The sequence below is a fragment of the Paenalcaligenes sp. DL 309 genome (assembly GCF_057475285.1).
The window spans coordinates 388,915-408,673 of sequence record NZ_JBYBKW010000002.1 but is presented as its reverse complement, the minus strand read 5'-3'; the positions used below and the strand labels follow the sequence as shown (position 1 = coordinate 408,673).

Genomic DNA, 19,759 nt, shown 5'->3' with positions numbered 1-19,759 from the left:
CATCGTGGGTATCGATATGGGAATTGCCCGTTTTGCCACCCTGAGCGATGGCTCGTATGTCGCTCCGCTCAATCGCTTTAGACGCCAAGAGAAAGCCTTGGCAAAGGCGCAACGAGCGCTGAGCCGAAAACGGAAATTTAGCAACAACTGGAAAAAGGCGAAGGCCACCGTCCAGAAAATCCATGCCCGTATCGCCAATGCCCGACGCGACTACCTGCACAAAGCCACGACCACCATTAGCCAAAACCACGCGATGGTGTGTATCGAGGATTTGCCGGTTCGGAATATGTCCAAGTCCGCATCAGGCACAACGGAAAGACCAGGGCGAAACGTGAAAGCCAAATCGGGCCTAAACAAAGCCATCCTTGATCAAGGATGGTTCGAGTTTCGGCGTCAGCTAGACTACAAACTGGCTTGGTTGGGCGGGGAACTCCTTGCCGTACCCCCCAGAAACACCAGTCGAACCTGCCCTTGTTGCGGTCATATCGCCAAAGAAAATCGGCGCAGCCAAGCGCGGTTCCAGTGTGTGAGCTGTGATTTCGAGGAAAACGCCGATTTAGTCGGCGCGATCAATGTGTTAAGGGCGGGACACGCCCAGTTAGCTTGTGCAGACACTTCGCCCGCAGTTAGGGGCGTCGGGCCAAGAACCCACCGAAGCGAGTCAGGCGATGGTCGCTTGAACGCTGTAGGAATCCTTGTCCTTTAGGGCGAGGAGGATGTCAAATTAGCCACTGCACCACAAAAGGCATAAATACGGCGGTTAGAATTCCAGTCAGGCTCATAGCCAATGCTGAAAAAGCACCCATGGTTTCGCTGATTTGAATTAAACGCGCCGTACCAATGGCATGCGTGGATACTCCGGTAGCGACCCCACGTACGATGGGGTCGTTAATGCGTAATAAATGAAACAACGGCCAGGCCATAATACTACCTACAATCCCAGTAAAAGCCACAGAAACAGCGGTTAGGGAAGGCTGCCCACCAAAATAATCCGCCACGGGCATGGCGATGGGCATCGTGGCAGATTTAGGCATGAGGGAGATAATGGTTTCAGGGCTAGCACCAGACCATTGGCTAATTAAAGCAGCGCTGATTAAACCCACCAAAGAGCCCACAGTAATACTGACGCTTAAGGAAAACCAAAGCTGTTTTAGGCGAGGTAATTGTTTATAAAGCGGTATAGCTAGACCTACGGTGGCCGGTCCGATTAAAAAGTGAAGAAACTGTGCCCCTTCGAAGTAACTTTCGTAAGGGGTTTTTGTGATCATTAAAATCCCTACAATGGCGCAAACGGAGGTTAATACAGGTAAGGCCAGAGGGTTTAGATTAACGCGCCTATATAAGAAAAGAGATAAGAGATAGACGCATAAAGTGACGGTGAGCCAAAGAACTGGGCTATCGATCAAAAAAAGCCAAATAGGCAAGAGCATTTCTTTAGTCATTATTTTTGCTTTTTATTTTTTATTTTTAAGAGCCAAGATAAACAATAAGCGGTAACAGCCATGGTGATAAGCGTGCCAAAAATGCCAGCCATCACAAAAGGAAGCCATTCTTCTTTTAGGAGATCAAAATACAGCATAACGCCTGTGACCGCAGGAATAAAAAGCAGCATAAAGTGTTGTATGAGTAGGGTGGCACTTTGCTCTAGGGCTCGAGGCACTTTTTTATAAATAACCAAAGCCGAAAACAGTAATAACATACCTGCTAAAGGCCCAGGCAAAGACAAGGCTAAGAGGTGTACAACTACCTCGCCTAACAACTGAAACACTAGCAATGTGCTAAAAGCAATAATAATAGGCATGTTAAAAAATTACATAACAACTACATAAAACTAATTAATAGTGGCGGTATTGTAAGGAGTAGCCACCCATGTGCGCCAACGTAGTTCTAAACCTTCAGGTAAGTAAACCACCACTGGTAAACGGCTATTGTATTCCAACAGAGAACCTGTGGTGATTACCGGAATAAACTTAAAAGATTTTTCTTCATCGGGACATGCCATTTTAGTACTGACCGGGCCGCTTAGCTCGCTAAGCTCGTAATAATTATAACCCCAGCCTTCTAAGGTTTTTTCAGTGAGTTGGCCCGTATAATGCGTGGGATTACAGTCTATCTCTTGCACTTTCCCGGGCAAAAGTTCTATTTTCAGGTTGTTTTCATAGTTGCCAACGGGCAGACGGATAATATGACGCTCGTAGTTGGCTTCAGGAGCGGGGAAGGCGTCTAAATCAACGGCGGTGTTTTGATTGTTAAGCGCCTCCGTTTCTGTGTCTGCTGCTAGTGTTACAGTGGTAGAGAGGAATAGCGCTCCAATAGTGGTAATAAGAGCTTTTATTGATGGGTTAGCGTGTAATAATGGCAACATAATAAACCTACTTAAGTAATTTTAATTGTTGATAGTAACCGCTTTTCACTATCAGTTCATATAGTAGCAGTAGCTGCACTAGATAGGTATGAACTAGACTATAGGGGCTAAGACATATACAATAGTTAGCACAACTTTTGTGCTAACTACTTAATAATTAAGCACTTTTATTGGTATTTCAATTAATTCAGGTGAATAATAAATGGATTAGCTCCATCTCTTATTCACCTTCATGGGGTATGTGCCGCCCATCGTAGCTATGCGGAAACGGCAGGGTGTGGTGTGTCTAAACATAGAACTATAAATATAAATAGACACTGACACAGACACACATAATGAAGGTCAATAATAATATGCAAAACAATGAGTTTTTCCAACTCAGTACGTCAACCGCCTTACTTTTATTAATAGGGTTTTATCTAGGGACATTTTTACTTACGCTGATGATTAGCCGTAAAAATGAAAACGTAGATGAGTACATGGTATCAACCAGTGCTGTAGGCTTTGGTTTGTCTGCGGCAAGTATGATTGCCACCTGGATTTGGGCGGCTTCTTTTTATGCCAGTGCTACATCTGGCTTCCAATACGGTTTATCTGGGCCCATGCATTATGGTTTCTGGGGGGCTTTGATGATTTTATTTATCTATCCCTTTGGTCGCCGTTTCCGTAAGTTAGCCCCGGATGCCCATACCTTAGCTGAGGTGATGCACGCACGGCATGGGAAATCCAGTCAACTTATTATGGCGGGTTCCAATATCGTAGGTAGCTGTATTAGTTTGATGGTGAACTTTACCGCAGCAGGGGCACTGGTATCGGTATTAAGTCCCTTAAGCTTTATTCAAGGGGTATTGATTGCCGGATTAGGGGTATTGTTATATACCTTATGGTCTGGTTTTCGCGCTTCGGTGATGACAGACTTTGCACAGCTGATTGCTATGATTTTAGCTGCGGTGGTGATAATTCCACTCATTTTCTATAATGCGGGAGGCACCACATTTTTAGCAGAAAACTATTGGCGTTTAGATGCAGAGCAAGCTAACTTCTTTTCTACTAAAGCTATTTTAGAACAAGGGGCGCCTTTCTTTATCGCAGTACTGGCCTATGCCATTGGTAATCAAACCATTGCACAGCGTTTATTTGCGGTACGGGAAGATTTAATACGTTCCACCTTTATAACCGCCACTATAGGTTATGCCGGTGTAGTGATTGGTTTAGGTATGCTTGGTTTGCTTGCAATTTTTGCAGGTTTAGTGCCAGTTGATGGCGATATGAACAACATTATTCCGCAGATGGCTTCTATGTATTTGCCTCCTGCTGGTATTGCGTTGTTCTTTATTTTGGTGATTGGTTCATTGTCATCTACGGCAGACTCAGACCTCAGTGCATTATCTGCTTTAGTCATGACGGATATTTACGGTAAAAACATTGCCAAAGGCAAGCCTGACCCAAAACGTATGTTGCTTTGGGGGCGTATGACCATGATTATTGCCACCATGATAGGTGTGATTTTTGCTAGTTTACGCTTAGACATTCTCGTCATGTTGGTGTTTGTGGGCGCTTTATGGGGTGCTATTGTTTTCCCGGTAATTGCGAGTTTTTATTGGGGGAAAATCACTAACCGTGCTTTTACTACGGCAGTATTCTGCGCCGTGATTCTATTCACTATAGTGCGTTTTGAATTGCTCCCTTTGACTGGCGCTATAGGTGTATTTTTTGAAGTTGCTGCCGCTATAGGTGGTGGGGTGGTGATTGGTTTAATGACCTTTGCTTTTTTCCCGCGCCGTTTGGGTATAGCAGTAGGGATAATTGCTGCAATTGTACTCGTGCCATACTTCGTTGGCTTCTTACGTGATTACGTAGTATTGCTTGGCTCGTTAACCTCTTATGGGGTGAGTACCGTGGTGTGTGTGGCAATGAGCTGGAGAAGTAAAGAGAATTTTGATTTCTCTCTACTGGCGGAGCGTGTCATAGCTTTCCAAGAGGAAGATGACGCCATCCTAGAGCAAGCAAATCTTAAATAACAAAGGGGAAAAATAATGAGTATAAGTTTATTAACTACCTATATTTTAGTTTGGCCAGTTATTTCTGCTGGTATTTTAATATTGTTACTCGGCGCATTATTTGTAGATATTCGTACTGCTAAACGCGAAGGGCGCGATATGCTGTAAGGCATAGCAAGTAGCTAAGCGTAAAAAACCCCATCAACCTAATTTGAGTTGATGGGGTTTTTTATTGTGGCGTTTGTTAACTTTCTGTAGGCTGAGCCACATCGGGTGAGGTATGAATTTCTAAAGCTTCTAAAAAACGTGACACCATATTATAGGTGGCAATAGTAGCAGTAATTTCTACAATTAATTGCTCATTAAATAAATGCTCCACCTCGTCATAGACTTTTTTAGGTACCTGAACGTTAAGCGTCATGTCGTCGGTATAAGCTAATACCGCACGTTGTGCTTCAGTAAACAGATCACCGGCATCACGCCAATCATCGAGGGCATCAAGCTGCTCTTGGCTTAGGCCTTCTTTTAAAGCGATAGGAGCATGCTGATCTGCCTCATAAGGCGCTCTATTTAAGATGGCAATACGCATAATAATAAGTTCGCGCAAGTTACCTGGGAGCTGGCTTTTTAAACGTATTCCAGTTAAATGGTTTAACCAGCCTTGGGCAACCGCAGGGCTGTGTAAAAGCATTTGGTAAAGCTCAATCACACTACCGCGTTCGGCTTCTATTTGTGTTACGAGATTGCTAATTTCAGGCTGGGTTAAATCAGCATAAGGCAAACGGGCCATATAAATCACATCCAATAATTAGGCGCTAAGCGCTACAGATTCCATTGTAGAAGGTAGCACCTCAAAAATAGTGGCGCTAACTAATTCTACAATACGCGAAATCTCAGTAGATGTGCAAATAAAGGGAGGCGCTAATAGGATGTGATCGCCATGTATACCATCTACCGTGCCACCCATTGGGTAGAGTAACAAGCCCTTTTCCATGGCAACCTTACGCAGTTTAGCGTGTGTTTTAGCCGTATGGTCTAAGGGAGTTTTGCTGTTTTTGTCTGCCACTAACTCAATGCCCACCATGAGGCCACGGCCACGTATATTACCTACATTTGGATGATGGTCTAAGGCGGCGTGCAGTTCATTACGGAGTTGTAGGCCTCGCTCTTGAACATTTTCTAAAAGATTATCGCGCTCTATCACTTGCTGCACAGCCAAGGCAGCGGCACAAGCGGTGGCGTGACCCATATAGGTATGGCCATGCTGAAAGAAGCCAGATCCCTCAATGAGAGTGTTATAAATCTTGGAACTCGCAATCATGGCACCTATAGGCTGATAACCCGCTCCCAAGCCTTTAGCTATAGTTAAAATGTCTGGGGCAATGCCATCTTCAGCGCAGGCAAACAAATGCCCAGTGCGGCCCATGCCACACATTACTTCATCTAATATAAGTAATACACCGTATTTATCACATACTGCACGTATGGCTTGGAAGTAACCTTCTACCGGTGCCAATACCCCCGCGGTAGCACCCACTACCGTTTCTGCCACAAAAGCCGCTACATTATCTGGACCTAAATCAAGAATTTTTTGCTCTAGCTCATCGGCTAAGCGCTGAGCGTATTGTAATTCGGTTTCATTCTCTGCCTGATCACGGTAAGCATAACAAGGTGACACATGATGGGCTTCGGTTAATAAGGGCAGAAAGGGGGCGCGGCGCCACGCATTACCACCAATGGCTAGAGCACCTAAGGTATTGCCATGATAGCTTTGTCTGCGCGCAATAAATAAACGGCGGCTGGGCTGATTTAGCTCTACAAAGTATTGACGTGCCAATTTTAACGCCGCTTCTACTGCCTCTGAGCCCCCTGAGCCAAAATACACGTGGTTTAAATCACCTGGAGCACGTTCTGCCAAAAAAGTGGCTAAATTTTCCGCCGCATCATTAGTAAAAAAAGAGGTGTGAGCATACGCCACTGCATCTATTTGTTTGTGAATGGCATCAATCACATCAGCATGGCTATGCCCTAAACACGATACCGCCGCCCCACCCGAGGCGTCTATATAGCGTTTACCGTTTTGATCGATGAGTTCAATGCCTTCACCTTTAACGGCGGTAGGCAAGCTGGTATGGGGGTTGCGGTGAAATACATGTGTCATGGCGGCGACCTATTTAAGTAATATGAGCTGGTGGCGTATCAGTTGTTGATGTTTATCAAGATATGCAACAAATGTTTCTTATTAGGTTCTAGCATAGCTCATGCAACAAATAAATCAATTAAAGCCTTTGATGAAACAAAATGAATCATAAATGTGTTGTCTAAACGCAGCATTAACTGAGATATAATAGAATTATGAATAAAAAACCACGAGCTCCTAAAAACTTGGATGCGCTAATTCAGCATCTACAAGCGCATTACGCTGAGATGCCACCACAGTTTCAAATTAGCGCCCGTTATTTAATTGATCACCCAGGTGATGTCCCCATCGCTTCTATGCGCACCATTGCCGCGCAGGCTGGTGTGCAGCCTGCTACTTTGGTGCGCTTAGCGCAGTCATTGGGTTATACCGGCTGGGCGGGTCTTAAGGATGTGTTTGTGCAATCTTTACGCCAACTTCCCTCTGCTTATACAGAGCAGGCGAAGGCAGTGGTGCGTAATCGCAATCCCAAGGGGATGTTTACCAATGTGGTGGATGCTCAGGCGGCAAATGTGGCTAAGCTTGAAGCACTTAATGCGGAGACTATGCCCGTAGCCGCAGATATTATTGTTAAAGCCAAACGGGTTTATGTGGCGGGTTTTAGGGCTTCGTACGCACCGGCATTTACTTTTTATTATTTATATAGATTGTTTAGGCCAACGGTTTCCATGTTGCGCACCGAGGCGGGCACCTTAGAGATGGAATTACGCACTTTAGAGCCCAATGATGTGGTGGTACTCACCGCTTTTGCGCCGTACTCACAGGAAATAGTACGAGTTTATGAGGCTGCCATAGAAAGTGGCTGCAAAGTCATTGCGCTTTGCGATAGTAAGGTAGCGCCTATTGCATTAGAGTCTGAGTGCAATTTGATTTTTGGTACTGAGGTGCCGTCTTTCTTTCCTTCCAGCACGGCCGCCACAGCTTTAGTAGAGGGGTTAATTGAGCAAATTTTAGCCCGCACCGGCCGCAAAGCGCTTAGTGGTTTACAGTCTGCTGAAAATCAATTGCATCAAACCGGTGCCTATTGGAAATGATCAATCTCGCTGCCATAAGATATCAGGGCTATTATTGATTTGATTAAGGGTACGCGCAAGCACAAAACTGAGATCTGATAAACGGTTTAAGTAATGAGTGCTATGTGCACTTAAGCCTTCATCTGATTGATTAAGTGCAATCACGGCACGCTCGGCTCTACGCGCCACAGTACGCACCACATGCGCTAACGCCGCCGCACGACTGCCACCGGGTAAAATAAACTCTTTAAGTGGCGTCAAATTACTATTGTAATGGTGAGTTTGTTCTTCCAAGAACAATACATGATCAGTGGTGAGTACCTCATAGCCTGGCACCGCTAACTCAGCACCCATATCAAATAAATCATGTTGAATACGGGCCCAGCAGGCATCAATTTCGGCGGTTAAGGCTTCGCAACGTAACACCCCTATGTGACTATTGAGCTCATCCACTTCGCCTAACGCTTGTATACGTAAGTGCGTTTTAGACACGCGCTGGCCATCGCCTAAAGAGGTGTTGCCGTCATCGCCTGCGCGGGTAGTGATAATAGATAAACGATTGTTCATAATGTGCCTAAATTCCTTAAAGCTGTACCTTCTACACGAACAATACGCCATTCGGGCAATACGGTGGCGCCGTGATGTTCGTAAAAATCAATGGCATTTTGGTTCCAATCCAAAACCACCCATTCAAAACGCCCACAATCTAGTTCAAGGGCTTTTTTCGCCAAATACTTCAAAGCAAAGCCTCCTAAACCTTGATTACGATGGGCAGGAGAAATATAAATGTCTTCCAAATACAAACCCCGTTTGGCTTTAAAGGTGGAGTAATTATGAAACCAGAAAATATACGCCACTAGCTGATTGGGCTGATGTTGAGGGGTAATTACTAGAGCTTTAGCAGCAGGCTCTGCTCCAAAGAGATTGTTAAAAATTGCACTTTCGGTGGCGTCGAACTGATCAAGCAACTTTTCAAACTCTGCCATATCACGCATTAACTCTATAATTTGTGGTATGTCACTAGGGGTAGCGGGGCGTAACACATAATCGCCAAAAACTTCGCTCATACAAGATCCTCGTTGTAGAATGGAATACACGTATATATGTATATCAAAATGCTCACAAGGAATTGTATGTCTTTATTTTTTACTCGTCACACTGCCGCTGCTGTTTTTGCTTTAGGTGCTATTACGGTGGCCGCTAGTCCTGTTATGGCGCAGCAAGGTACTGCTAGTGGTGAGGTGCGTCGTATTGATAATGCAGCTAAGAAAATCACCATTAAGCATGGCAAAATTGACGAGCTAGAACTGCCCGCCATGACCTTAGTGTATTTAATTGATGAGAATTTGCTAGTAGGAATTGCGCCCGGCGATATGGTGAAATTTACCGCCGAGCGTCGTGCGGGTGATTATGTGGTGATTAAGATTAATAAAAGATAATTACAGCACATAGCGCGATAAGTCCTCGCTACTTGCTGTTTCTGCTAGCTTATCATTCACATAGGCGGTATCAATGGTGACGTGCTGCTTACCTTTAGAGCCGGCCTCGTAAGACAAGTCTTCGAGTAGCTTTTCCATAACGGTATATAAGCGACGGGCACCGATGTTTTCAGTGCGCTCATTGACCTCAAATGCGAGCTCAGCTAGGCGTAGTATGCCTTCATCTAAGAAGTCTAAGGTGACGTCTTCGGTGGCCATGAGGGCAGTGTATTGCTTGGTGAGAGAGGAGTCTGTAGTAGATAAAATCTGCACGAAGTCTTCAGCCGTTAAAGAGTCTAGTTCCACTCGTATAGGGAAGCGCCCTTGTAGTTCAGGGATCAGATCTGAAGGTCTGGATAAGTGGAAAGCGCCCGAAGCAATAAATAAAATATGATCGGTACGCACCACACCGTACTTGGTAGTGACGGTAGTCCCTTCCACTAAAGGTAATAAATCGCGCTGTACCCCTTGGCGTGAAACCTCACCACTGGTGTTGCCTTCACGGGCCGTAATTTTATCGATTTCATCTAAGAAAACAATGCCGTTTTGTTCGGCGTTTTTGACAGCCGCAGCACGTAAATCTTCTTCGTTAATACGCTTAGACGCTTCTTCTTCTACTAACAGTTTAAACGCTTCTTTGATTTTAATTTTACGGGGTTTAGTTTTCTCACGTCCTAAGCCAGCAAACATACCGCGTAGTTGCTCAGTCATTTCTTCCATGCCGGGAGGCGCCATGATTTCCATCTGTGGCATGGCTTGTGCCAGCTCGATTTCGATCTCGGTATCATCCATAGTGCCTTCACGCAAGCGCTTACGGAAGGTTTGGCGGGCGCTGGAGTCTTGGTTGCGCTCCGGCTCACCTGAAGCATTCCGTGCGGGCGGGATGAGCACATCTAAAATTCGATCTTCGGCGGCATCTTCCGCTTGGGTGCGTAAGCGGCGCATTTCTAATTCACGTGTTTGTTTGACTGAAGAGTCCACTAAATCGCGAATGATAGTTTCTACGTCTCGGCCCACGTAACCCACTTCGGTGAATTTTGTGGCTTCAATTTTAATGAAGGGCGCATTTGCCAATTTGGCTAAGCGACGTGCAATTTCTGTTTTACCTACTCCAGTAGGGCCTATCATTAAAATGTTTTTGGGAACGATTTCGTTGCGTAAGGGGTCGGCCACTTGCTGGCGACGCCAGCGGTTGCGTAGAGCAACTGCAACGGAACGCTTGGCGTTATTTTGACCCACAATGTTTTTGTCTAATTCAGAAACGATTTCGGCGGGGGTCATGGTTGATGCTGACATAGTATAAACCTGAAGCTAAGAGTTATAAGGTTTCTAGAACGTGGTTTTGGTTTGTATATATACACAAATCACCAGCGATCTCTAGGGATTTCTTGACAATTTCTGCAGGGGGTAAATCCGTGTGCGCTAATAAGGCCAGACCTGCAGACTGAGCATAGGAGCCACCGGAACCAATAGCGGCAATACCGTTTTCTGGCTCTAATACGTCTCCGTTGCCCGTTAAAATTAAGGTGTGTTCTTTATCGGCAACGATCAACATCGCTTCTAATCTGCGCAAGACGCGATCAGTACGCCAATCACGCGTTAGCTCTACGGCTGCACGCATAAGATGGCCTGAATATTTTTCGAGTTTTTCTTCAAAGCGTTCTTGTAAGGTAAACGCATCGGCGGTAGCACCTGCAAAACCGGCTAATACCCGATTTTTATAAAGGCGACGAATTTTACATGCCGTGCCCTTTACAACGATATTTCCTAAAGTGACTTGACCGTCACCACCGATGGCGACTTCGTCACCGCGTCGCACGGCGATGATAGTAGTGGCGTGATATTGTTCCATTATGATCCTTTACTTTATATGCTTTAGTAGATGGGGATGAGAGCGTAAAATTTCAAGACTAGTGTAAGCAGCACAAAGAAAGCCACTCAAACATCGAGTGGCTTTCAAAATGGCAAAGCAAGCGGTTTTAATCACCGTATAGCTTTTGGCGTTTTTCTCTACGCTCTTGTGCCTCTAAAGATAAATTGGCAGTAGGGCGTGCGAGTAAACGCTTGAGGCCAATAGCTTCACCGGTTTCTTCACACCAACCGTACTCACCTGACTCAATCAGGTGTAGGGATTGTTGGACCTTTTTTAGAAGCTTACGCTCGCGATCACGGGTACGTAATTCTAGAGCGTGTTCTTCTTCTATAGTAGCGCGGTCTGCAGGGTCTGGAGCAAACTGCGTCTCACGTAGATTCTCAGTGGTGACGCCAGCATTGGCAAGAATTTCCTTTTCTAGCTCACGCAAACGGTGTTGAAAAAATGCCAGTTGAGCCTCATTCATGTAATCGGCTTCAGGCATGGCCAAGAGTTCGTCTACTGTTAACTGTTTGTCTGAATTGCTTGCCATAATAGTTCCTTTTTATCATTTAAACTAGGCACTGTTCTAGTCCCTGCATAAACACGGTTTTAGGAAGGTTGTTTCCTATAAAAACCAATTTAGTTTCAGGTGTCTCCTTAGCTAGCCAAGGTTTCCCAGGCTCGGCGCCCATCATCATGTGCACGCCCTGAAACAACATTCTTCTATTGGCGCCATCAATATATATCACCCCTTTATAGCGTAGTAAATCAGGTCCAAAGACTTGAGCTACACCCCCTAAAAATTCTTCTAAGAGCTCTGGGTCAAAAGGGCGATGTGATTTAAATACAAACGCACTGACACTGTCTTGGTGTGCGGTGTGATTATGGTGCGCATGTGTGTGATCGTGATCATGCACAGAATCCTCCGCGGCCATAAATTCTGGATCTATGTTTAAGATATCATTTAAATTAAAACCACTAATATCTAAAATCGTATTTAACTCGGTTTCGCCAAAATGCACAGCAGTGATAGTAGCACGTGGATTAATACGCACAATACGTTGGCACAGCTTTTCGTACTCTTCTTGATCCACTAAATCTTTTTTAGAAATAAGAATACGATCGGCAAAGCCGATTTGCTTTTGCGATTCACTTTGATTATCTAAGGTGACCATGCCGTGTTTAGCGTCTACGACGGTAATTACCGCGTCTAAACGATAATATTCAGCAATGTCATCATCCATGAAAAAGGTTTGACACACCGGGCCTGGGTTAGCCATCCCGGTGGTTTCAATAATCACGCGTTCAAAACTGAGCTCACCTCGTTCACGTTTAATACGTAAATCATTAAGAGTACGCATGAGATCGCCGCGCACGGTGCAGCAGACGCAGCCATTACTGAGTTCAATAATTTCTTCTTCGCTGTCTTGAACTAACAGTTCGTTGTCTATGTTTTCAGGCCCAAATTCATTTTCAATCACCGCAATACGACGCCCGTGAAATTCGGACAAAATACGTTTTAATAGGGTGGTTTTACCAGCACCTAAAAAACCAGTCAGTACCGTAACCGGAACCATTTTCTCTATAGCGGTTTGCATAGTAGTTCTCGTAATAAATAGTGCTCTTATATATGGGGGTGGCTCATTGTATTACAAGAGTGAGTCGATGAGAGAGTTTTCATATTCAGCAGCAGTTTGTTGATATACTTTCTTTTTGCTTCTTCATACATATTGCCTTTTGGAAAACATGCGTAGATCTACACATAAATATACAGGGTCCTCTTTGCTGTCATCTGCTCTACAGCGTTTGCTAGTGGTAACCATCGTGGTGGCGTTAATGTGGTTACTTAGTGCGTGGGCTTTAGGCTGGTTATGAGTGTACCTATTATAGAGCTTGAGCATTTAAGCTTGGGTTGGCGCGATAAGGTGGCAATACGAGATATTAGTGGCCAGTTTTTACAAGGTGGACTATATGCGGTAGTAGGACCAAATGGTGCGGGTAAGTCCACGTTGCTTAAAGGTCTCATGGGTCAGATAGCGCCTATACAAGGTCATATACATTTACACCTAGATCCCAGTACCGATCTGGCATTTTTACCTCAACAAGCCGATATAGATCGCAGTTTTCCTATTACGGTTTATGATTTGGTAGCCATGGGAGCTTGGGCGCGTATAGGTGTCTTTAAAGGTGTTAAGGGCAAAGAACACCAACGTATACAGCAGGTTTTACAAACCGTGGGTATGGCTGATTTTGCTTCTCGCAGTATAAATACCTTATCAGGCGGGCAGTTTCAGCGCGCTTTATTTGCTCGGCTTTTATTACAAGATACCGCGGTGATTTTACTTGATGAGCCTTTTGCCGCTGTAGATACGGATACTACCCAAGATTTACTCGCTTTGATTTTAGATTGGCATGCCCAAGGGCGCACGGTAATTGCGGTTTTACATGAGCTTGATATGGTGCGTGAACATTTTCCTACGAGTGTGCTTTTAGGTGGGCAACTCGTGGGCTGGGGGCCCAGTACTGAGGTGCTTAGCCCTGAGAATTTACACTTAGCACGCCATCTATGTGCAGGAGACTTTCTGTAATGCTCATTGATTGGTTGGTCTCGCCCTTCATGGATTTTGGTTTTATGCGCCGTGCTTTAGCCGGCTCGTTTGCTTTAGCAATAGCGGCAGGCCCCTTAGGGGTATTTCTGATACTACGGCGCATGAGTTTAATGGGCGATGCCATGGCACATGCTATTTTGCCTGGAGTGGCCGTAGGATTTTTAACGGCTGGTTTGTCATTAGGCGCTATGGCACTAGGCGGCGTGATTACCGGTTTAGTGGTGGCGCTATTAGCAGGGGCCGTGGCACGTATTACTCCTTTACGTGAAGATGCTAGCTTTGCGGCCTTTTATCTGGTGTCTTTAGGTTTAGGGGTGTTGTTGGTGTCGTTACGTGGCTCCAATATGGATTTGTTACATGTGTTGTTTGGTACGGTATTAGGGCTAGATGATGCCGCTTTATTGCTTGTTACTAGCACCTCTACGCTAGCCTTAGTGGTTTTAGCACTGATTTATAGGCCTTTAGTCATGGAGTGCCTAGATCCGCTGTTTCTTCGTGCCCAAGGGCGGCGTACCGGCTGGGTGCATGCCGTATTTTTAATATTATTAGTGATGACTTTAGTGGCTGGCTTCCAAGTGTTGGGTACCTTAATGGTAGTGGGTATTATGATGCTGCCAGCGGCCTCGGCACGCTTTTGGGTGCATTCAGCCAGTAGTCAAATGGTGTGTGCCGGTATTTTAGGGGCTATTACCTCTTATTTTGGCTTGCTTTTTTCTTTTCATGCAGATGTGCCGGCTTCGCCTGCTATTATCTTAATGGCAGGCGCTGTGTACTTCATTTCTATTTTTTTTGGCCACCATGGTGGAATTTGGCATAGCTTGCGCGAAGCAAGGGCGCGTCATCAACGTATTTCTCAAGGGAAAAAAAATAGTCAATAACCCCGCCCTAAAGGGCGAGGCATGCCAGATTCACTCTGTGTATGCCTAGATTGACCAGACTCAGCGCTGTTATAGCGCTACGTTGGTGTTACGTTCAAGACGCACCTTGGAATGCTTCCTCAGTTCCAAGCGCTGTAAGCGGTAGCCGCAGACACGCCTCGGGTAGGCACGAAACGGGCTACCGCATGGTGCTTTAGGCATCTAGCGGGACATTAACCTTGTCGAGGGGAGCGAGGCGTAAGCCTCCGTCACCAGGCCCGTAAGGGCATTATTTAGGAGAAAATAGCCATGGCTGTTTTTGTAGTAGATAGACGTCAAGTGCCCTTGATGCCGTGCTCCGAGAAGCGAGCAAGACTGCTTTTGGCGCGAGGGCGAGCCAGGGTGCATCGATTGATCCCCTTTACGATTCGCTTGATTGATAGGGAGGTGGCACTATGCGAGTTACAACCGTTAGAGCTTAAAATCGATCCTGGCAGTAAAATATCAGGGCTAGCGTTAGTTCGCAATAACAATACCGTTAACGCGGAAACGGGCGAAATAATAACTACAGCCCACGTACTAAACCTGTTCGAGTTGATACATCGTGGGTTTCAAATTAGTCACGCCTTAACAGTGAGACGCCAAATGCGTCGTCGCCGTCGTAGTGTCAACTTACGTTACCGTGCACCTCGATTTCTCAATCGAAAAAACAAAGGCAAAGGGTGGCTCGCGCCTAGCTTACAGCATCGAATCGACACCACGTTATCTTGGGTTGCGCGACTACGGAGCGTGGCACCAATTACGCACCTGGCACAAGAGTTGGTTCGTTTTGATATGCAGCAACTTGAAAACCCGGAAATAGCGGGCATGGAATACCAGCAAGGCGAATTAGCGGGCTATGAGGTGCGGGAGTATTTATTAGAGAAGTGGCGACGACAATGCGCTTACTGCGATGCGTCAACTGTGCCGCTGCAAATTGACCACATACACCCGAAAGCGCGTGGCGGCTCGAATCGCGTCAGCAATTTAACGCTCGCGTGTGCACCGTGTAACCTAAAAAAGGCCGCGCAAGACATCACGCTGTTCTTGGCAAAAGACCCTAAACGCTTAACTAAAATTCAAGCCCAAGCAAAACGCCGTTTACGAGATGCCGCGGCGGTTAACGCCACGCGATGTCAGCTCTTTAATGCACTCAAAGCAACAGGGTTGTCTGTACGCACGGGCTCTGGCGGCTTAACGAAGTGCAATCGCTCACGACTCGCTATACCAAAGACGCATGCCTTAGATGCCGTATGTGTGGGCCAAGTGGATCATGTTGAGCAGTGGCAAAAGCCGACATTAGCGATTAAAGCCACTGGGCGCGGTAGTTATCAACGCACACGCCTTAATCGTTTTGGCTTCCCGCGAGGCTATTTAACACGGCAAAAACGAATTCATGGCTTTCAGACGGGTGATAGGGTGAAAGCGCTCGTCACGAAAGGCAAGAAGGTAGGAACGTACGTGGGTCGCGTTGCCGTTAGGGCATCAGGTAGCTTTAATATTCAAACCGCAGAGGGACTAGTTCAAGGCATCAGCCATCGATACTGCACCCTTATTCAACGTAGCGATGGCTACGGATATTCACTTAGATCGGATAGCAATTAACTACGGAGAAGCGAGAGCAAGGTTGGCTTACGCCAACGCGCTATCCCTCCCCGCCATAAATGACGGGGTATCTCGCGCAACATCTTGATGAATAAATCATTAAACATATTAAGAAATACCGTAGTAGGCGTATTTTTTAGTTTAGCTGCAAGCTTATCCCTAGCAGCTCCTTTAAAAGTGGTCACCAGTTTTTCCATCCTAAATGACTTAGTACAACAGGTGGGCGGGGATAAGGTTGAAGCGGTAACAATCGTGGGGCCAGAGAGTGACGCACATAGCTTTGAGCCTAGGCCTAGCGATGCTCAAAACTTACAAGATGCAGATTTGTTAATTATTAATGGAGTGCAATTCGAAGCGTGGCTCCCTAAGCTTATACAAGCGGCGGGCTATGAGGGCGAGATTATAGAAGCCAGCGAAGGGGTACCTTTGCGAGCGTATGAAGACGATCATAGTCATATTGAGACTTCAGAGTATGCGCATCATCACAGCCATGACGATCACGATCATGGGGTGTTTGATCCGCATGCCTGGCAAAGCTTAGAGCATGCACAGTTATATGTGCATACGATTTATGATGCGCTCAAACGCATTGATCCTGAAAATAAAGTGTATTATCAGCAACGCACGGCAGAGTATGAAAAATCCATGCAAGCGCTGCATACTGAGCTCTTAGAGAAATTTAAATCCTTACCGCCGCATAAGCGTTCCGTGGTGAGCTCCCATGATGCGTTTAGTTATTTAGGTCAAGCTTATGGTGTTGAATTCTTGTCTTTATTGGGTGCATCAAACCAAGCGGAACCCTCAGCCAAAGAGCTTGCTGATTTAATTACTTATATGCGCACTAATCACGTGCAGGCAGTGTTTATAGAAAATATTTCTAGTCCGAAATTAGTAGAGCAAATTGCACGTGAAACAGGAGCCGTTGTGGGTAAAAAGTTGTATTCTGATGCTTTAGCAAAGAGTCCACATCCGGCAGATACCTATTTGGGCATGATGCGTTGGAATGCTGAAGCCATACTGGAGGCACTTAGTCATTAGAACTGTCGGGTTTTTTGTGACGAGGGTGGGCTTGCATAAATTGCGCTAATTGTTCTGGGTTCAGCTGACTGAGACTTTGGGTGGAGCTAATCGTGGCATGCCCTAAAAGCTGTTGTACCCCTTGGGTATCACGTGATGACTCTAAGAGATGATTCGCAAAACTGTTGCGTAGCCGGTGCGGATAGACGGCTGTTTTAATGCCCACCTCTTTGGCTCGTAATGAAAGCTGTTTTTGAATAACACGCGGGCTAATACGTTGGCCACGTACCCCTAAAAACAAAGCAGCAAAGCTATCCCAGTCTGTGCTGGGGTCAAGCAGTAGTTCCGACTTAAGCAGTTGATGGCGTTGTTGTAGCCAGTTTTCTAAGGCGGCTATGGCTTTACTACCCATAGGGACTGTGCGTTGACGGTGTTCAGAGGCGTGTATTTCCACCTCTTGTGCTGCCATGTTTATCCAGCCAGCCGAAGTGTATTTTGGGGTGGTTTCGTTAAAGTCTTGTATATCCAGCGCAATAATTTCCGCTAAGCGTAAACCGCTGGAGTATAACAATTCAAAAATGGCTTGATCGCGCATAGCCACTGGGTCTGTGGTATTTGCTGTGAAATTTAAGAGCCGCTCCGTTTGTTCTATAGATAGTATTTCTGGATCAGGGTAATGCCCATAAGGAGCTTGTACGCCTAGGGTAGGGTTATAGCCCGTTTGGTATTGCTCACTATACCAATTAAAAAAGCTGCGCCAGGCTGATAACATACGGGCTAGGCTGCGCGGCTGTATACGTTCAGCATGCAGTTGCCCTAAGGCAAATTCCAAGTGATTACGAGCGTATTTTTTTGGACTATCCAAAGGGTAGAGCCGTATAAGATGCTTCATGTCACGCTCATAGGCTTCTATACTGTGGGCCGCTAAGTCTTGCTCTGTTAAGTGTTTTAACCAGAGTAAAACCGCGGCTTCAGTAGTGAGGTTTCTAGGGGTTTTATTCATAAAATCGCGCTAGTAATGCCATGATCATATGGCCCATAGCCTCTAAGAAATCAGTACCTAAATGATAAGTAAAACGTGTGCTTGAGGTAGAGCCTAAGGCCAAAGCACCTACACATTCTTGACTACCTGACGGGTACAAAGGAATGACAGCCATAGAGGCAAGTGTGTTTCTTTGTTCAAACCAGCTGGCTGCCTCATGTCCAGAGACGGGCCCTGTGTAGGGGGTGTTTAAATTGTGTACCCGTTGTTGAGTGCTTGATTTGCAATCATAAACACAAAAAGGATGGTTTTCCCCCCAAAAGCGTAACTGCACCTCTTGAAGTTCGTATTGTTTTTTTAATCTATTGGTGACGAAGTTGCAAACGTCTTTGGCGCCACCATTAAAAGCTAATAAATCACAAGTCCAGTTTAAAAGCGATTTACTGATTTGTTCATTATCGCGCGCATTTTGTAAAAATTGCGTAATTTGTTTTTCTAATTTTTGTGTTTGTTTACGTAAATACAAAGTTTGCCGTTCAGCTAGGGAAATGACCTTATCAGAGCGCGGGTGAGGTAATTGCAGTGAGCTTAAAAGATACTCGTGCTCTAAGAAAAAACGGGGATTATTTTCTAGGAAGGTGGCGATGTCATCAGCCTGCAAAGTGGAGGGGTTCATTTGGGTTGTATCTACTGTAAAGAAGATGGAATAGCAGGAGCTTCTGGGGGTATTTTATACCGGTTATAGCTCCAAAGGTACTGTTCAGGAAAGCGTTGTATTAATTGCTCCATGGCTTCATTAATGGCTGCCACCATATTATCAATATTGGGCTCAGTGGGTGGCGTTAGACGTAAATAATGAATACGCCAGCCTTGACCTTTGGGCAAGCGTTCGCCGGCGGTGAGCACTACTGGCACATCGGCTTGTAGAGCTAGTTTTGCTGCTAAGGTCATGGTGTAAGCCGCTTTGCCAAAAAAAGGTACCCATACACCATCGCCGCTGCTGGGGACTTGATCAGGTAGCATACCTACCGCTTCTCCTCGTTTAAGTGCACGTAAAAATTCACGTATACCGCGTACTGATGCAGGCACTGCATGGAGGCCAGGCATGTTACGAGAGGCTTGCATAGCTGGCTCTATAAAGCGCTGGCGTGGTGGTCTGAACATAACCGTAATGGGACCATGTTTAATGAGCGCGCGAGCGGTAATTTCAAAGCAACCTAAATGAGGCGTTAAATACAAAACCCCTCGGTTTTCTGCTAGTGCGGCTTCTACAATCGCTTCGTCGTTTGAGCTACACTTTGCTAAGCAGGCCTCTGGGTCTAACCAGACTTTTGGAGTTTCTAAAATCATGGCCCCTGTTTCTGCGGCCACATGCCTGGCAAAAACTGCGCTGCTGTATCCTGCTTGGGTAGCATTTTTCTGAATACGAGTGCGATAGCGGCCTGGCAGTAAATAAACTAACAGACCTAAGAATCGTCCGGTGCCATGTAGACATCGTAAAGGCAGTTTTGCTAGTATTTTTAAGAAAAACAAAAACATGATATATAGGTAATGATATAAGTAAATGACAATATAGGATGAATCTTCTCATATTTTTGCGTAAAATGAGGGAATCGCTGAGTTAAACGACAACTTGCGGAGCGATGCTCTGGATTAACAGAGCCCTAAATTACCGCTAAAGCGTCGCGCCCTGATCTGTCTTGTTTAGGCTTTTTCCGTGGTGCAACGCCATTGATTTA

23 protein-coding genes and 1 pseudogene are annotated in these 19,759 nt (G+C 45.6%); 10 read left to right on the top strand and 14 right to left on the bottom strand.

Translation table 11 applies throughout. From position 1 onward, the window contains the following. A pseudogene (locus tag AC2UZJ_RS04660) lies at window positions 1-680 on the top strand (RNA-guided endonuclease InsQ/TnpB family protein); the annotation flags it as partial. A 39-nt stretch (window positions 681-719) separates the two neighbouring features. Here AC2UZJ_RS04660 and AC2UZJ_RS04655 read toward each other — a convergent pair. Genes AC2UZJ_RS04655 through eco form a run of 3 tightly spaced genes read right to left on the bottom strand, consistent with a single transcriptional unit; the run spans window position 720 to window position 2,365 of the window. Next, window positions 720-1,442, bottom strand: coding sequence for an LrgB family protein (locus tag AC2UZJ_RS04655; RefSeq protein ID WP_486948945.1), 723 nt, complete (start codon window positions 1,440-1,442; stop codon window positions 720-722). Then, window positions 1,442-1,801, bottom strand: a complete 360-nt coding sequence (locus tag AC2UZJ_RS04650) for a CidA/LrgA family protein (RefSeq protein WP_486948944.1) — start codon at window positions 1,799-1,801, stop codon at window positions 1,442-1,444. Before AC2UZJ_RS04650 ends, AC2UZJ_RS04655 begins: the two co-directional genes overlap by 1 nt. 30 nt (window positions 1,802-1,831) lie before the next feature. After that, window positions 1,832-2,365: a serine protease inhibitor ecotin gene (gene eco, locus AC2UZJ_RS04645; RefSeq protein ID WP_486948943.1), complete on the bottom strand. Its 534-nt coding sequence runs from the start codon at window positions 2,363-2,365 to the stop codon at window positions 1,832-1,834. Between the two features lie 353 nt (window positions 2,366-2,718). On the opposite strand from eco, the gene AC2UZJ_RS04640 reads away from it, so the two are divergent. Together AC2UZJ_RS04640 and AC2UZJ_RS04635 are read left to right on the top strand one after the other, a co-directional pair. Next, window positions 2,719-4,386: a sodium:solute symporter family protein gene (locus AC2UZJ_RS04640; RefSeq protein WP_486948942.1), complete on the top strand. Its 1,668-nt coding sequence runs from the start codon at window positions 2,719-2,721 to the stop codon at window positions 4,384-4,386. Window positions 4,387-4,401: 15 nt separating this feature from the next. Next, window positions 4,402-4,533: a putative transporter small subunit gene (locus AC2UZJ_RS04635; RefSeq protein WP_486948941.1), complete on the top strand. Its 132-nt coding sequence runs from the start codon at window positions 4,402-4,404 to the stop codon at window positions 4,531-4,533. Between the two features lie 76 nt (window positions 4,534-4,609). Here the strand turns inward: AC2UZJ_RS04635 and AC2UZJ_RS04630 are convergent, their stop codons facing one another. Beyond that, entirely contained in the window at window positions 4,610-5,155 is a 546-nt protein-coding gene (locus AC2UZJ_RS04630) for a carboxymuconolactone decarboxylase family protein (RefSeq protein ID WP_486948940.1), read from the bottom strand. Window positions 5,156-5,173: 18 nt separating this feature from the next. Continuing rightward, on the bottom strand, window positions 5,174-6,526 hold the full coding sequence (locus AC2UZJ_RS04625) for an aspartate aminotransferase family protein (RefSeq protein ID WP_486948939.1): 1,353 nt from the start codon (window positions 6,524-6,526) through the stop codon (window positions 5,174-5,176). A gap of 194 nt (window positions 6,527-6,720) precedes the next feature. Here AC2UZJ_RS04625 and AC2UZJ_RS04620 point away from each other — a divergent pair, with 194 nt between their 5' ends. Further along, window positions 6,721-7,599 (top strand): MurR/RpiR family transcriptional regulator, encoded by an 879-nt coding sequence (locus AC2UZJ_RS04620; protein ID WP_486948938.1) that lies wholly within the window; start codon window positions 6,721-6,723, stop codon window positions 7,597-7,599. Here the strand turns inward: AC2UZJ_RS04620 and AC2UZJ_RS04615 are convergent, their stop codons facing one another. Both AC2UZJ_RS04615 and AC2UZJ_RS04610 read right to left on the bottom strand, forming a co-directional pair. Beyond that, entirely contained in the window at window positions 7,600-8,145 is a 546-nt protein-coding gene (locus tag AC2UZJ_RS04615) for a cob(I)yrinic acid a,c-diamide adenosyltransferase (protein WP_486948937.1), read from the bottom strand. After that, on the bottom strand, window positions 8,142-8,645 hold the full coding sequence (locus tag AC2UZJ_RS04610) for a GNAT family N-acetyltransferase (protein WP_486948936.1): 504 nt from the start codon (window positions 8,643-8,645) through the stop codon (window positions 8,142-8,144). Before AC2UZJ_RS04610 ends, AC2UZJ_RS04615 begins: the two co-directional genes overlap by 4 nt. A 66-nt stretch (window positions 8,646-8,711) precedes the next feature. Between AC2UZJ_RS04610 and AC2UZJ_RS04605 the strand changes: the two genes are divergently transcribed. Continuing rightward, on the top strand, window positions 8,712-9,017 hold the full coding sequence (locus AC2UZJ_RS04605) for a copper-binding protein (RefSeq protein ID WP_486948935.1): 306 nt from the start codon (window positions 8,712-8,714) through the stop codon (window positions 9,015-9,017). On the opposite strand, the gene hslU is transcribed toward AC2UZJ_RS04605, so the two are convergent. The 4 genes from hslU to AC2UZJ_RS04585 all read right to left on the bottom strand — a co-directional run bounded on the left by hslU (window position 9,018) and on the right by AC2UZJ_RS04585 (window position 12,509). Beyond that, a complete protein-coding gene (gene hslU / locus AC2UZJ_RS04600; RefSeq protein ID WP_486948934.1) occupies window positions 9,018-10,352 on the bottom strand; it encodes an ATP-dependent protease ATPase subunit HslU in 1,335 nt (444 codons plus the stop codon). Between the two features lie 22 nt (window positions 10,353-10,374). Continuing rightward, entirely contained in the window at window positions 10,375-10,908 is a 534-nt protein-coding gene (gene hslV, locus AC2UZJ_RS04595) for an ATP-dependent protease subunit HslV (RefSeq protein WP_486948933.1), read from the bottom strand. A gap of 127 nt (window positions 10,909-11,035) precedes the next feature. Beyond that, the gene (gene dksA / locus AC2UZJ_RS04590) at window positions 11,036-11,461 is read right to left on the bottom strand and encodes an RNA polymerase-binding protein DksA (RefSeq protein WP_486948932.1); all 426 of its coding nucleotides are present in this window, start codon (window positions 11,459-11,461) and stop codon (window positions 11,036-11,038) included. Window positions 11,462-11,480: 19 nt separating this feature from the next. Beyond that, window positions 11,481-12,509: a CobW family GTP-binding protein gene (locus AC2UZJ_RS04585; RefSeq protein WP_486948931.1), complete on the bottom strand. Its 1,029-nt coding sequence runs from the start codon at window positions 12,507-12,509 to the stop codon at window positions 11,481-11,483. 148 nt (window positions 12,510-12,657) lie between these two features. Between AC2UZJ_RS04585 and AC2UZJ_RS04580 the strand changes: the two genes are divergently transcribed. The 5 genes from AC2UZJ_RS04580 (at window position 12,658) to AC2UZJ_RS04560 (ending at window position 17,059) form a co-directional block, all read left to right on the top strand. Beyond that, window positions 12,658-12,786: a hypothetical protein gene (locus AC2UZJ_RS04580; RefSeq protein WP_486948930.1), complete on the top strand. Its 129-nt coding sequence runs from the start codon at window positions 12,658-12,660 to the stop codon at window positions 12,784-12,786. Next, window positions 12,783-13,499, top strand: coding sequence for a metal ABC transporter ATP-binding protein (locus tag AC2UZJ_RS04575; RefSeq protein ID WP_486948929.1), 717 nt, complete (start codon window positions 12,783-12,785; stop codon window positions 13,497-13,499). The genes AC2UZJ_RS04580 and AC2UZJ_RS04575 overlap by 4 nt, the downstream gene beginning before the upstream one ends. After that, window positions 13,499-14,398 carry a metal ABC transporter permease gene (locus tag AC2UZJ_RS04570; RefSeq protein ID WP_486948928.1) on the top strand — a complete coding sequence of 300 codons (900 nt, stop codon included), beginning with the start codon at window positions 13,499-13,501 and terminating at the stop codon, window positions 14,396-14,398. The genes AC2UZJ_RS04575 and AC2UZJ_RS04570 overlap by 1 nt, the downstream gene beginning before the upstream one ends. A gap of 288 nt (window positions 14,399-14,686) precedes the next feature. Continuing rightward, the gene (gene iscB, locus AC2UZJ_RS04565; protein WP_486948927.1) at window positions 14,687-16,021 is read left to right on the top strand and encodes an RNA-guided endonuclease IscB; all 1,335 of its coding nucleotides are present in this window, start codon (window positions 14,687-14,689) and stop codon (window positions 16,019-16,021) included. 87 nt (window positions 16,022-16,108) lie between these two features. Further along, on the top strand, window positions 16,109-17,059 hold the full coding sequence (locus AC2UZJ_RS04560; RefSeq protein WP_486948926.1) for a metal ABC transporter solute-binding protein, Zn/Mn family: 951 nt from the start codon (window positions 16,109-16,111) through the stop codon (window positions 17,057-17,059). Here AC2UZJ_RS04560 and AC2UZJ_RS04555 read toward each other — a convergent pair. The 3 genes from AC2UZJ_RS04555 to AC2UZJ_RS04545 are packed head-to-tail and all read right to left on the bottom strand — an operon-like array spanning window position 17,049 to window position 19,562. Next, complete coding sequence (locus AC2UZJ_RS04555; RefSeq protein ID WP_486948925.1) at window positions 17,049-18,041, bottom strand: site-specific integrase; 993 nt, start codon at window positions 18,039-18,041, stop codon at window positions 17,049-17,051. The genes AC2UZJ_RS04560 and AC2UZJ_RS04555 overlap by 11 nt on opposite strands. Further along, entirely contained in the window at window positions 18,034-18,696 is a 663-nt protein-coding gene (locus AC2UZJ_RS04550; RefSeq protein ID WP_486948924.1) for a DUF484 family protein, read from the bottom strand. The genes AC2UZJ_RS04555 and AC2UZJ_RS04550 overlap by 8 nt, the downstream gene beginning before the upstream one ends. 11 nt (window positions 18,697-18,707) lie before the next feature. After that, window positions 18,708-19,562: a lysophospholipid acyltransferase family protein gene (locus tag AC2UZJ_RS04545; protein ID WP_486948964.1), complete on the bottom strand. Its 855-nt coding sequence runs from the start codon at window positions 19,560-19,562 to the stop codon at window positions 18,708-18,710. Window positions 19,563-19,759: the final 197 nt, after the last annotated feature.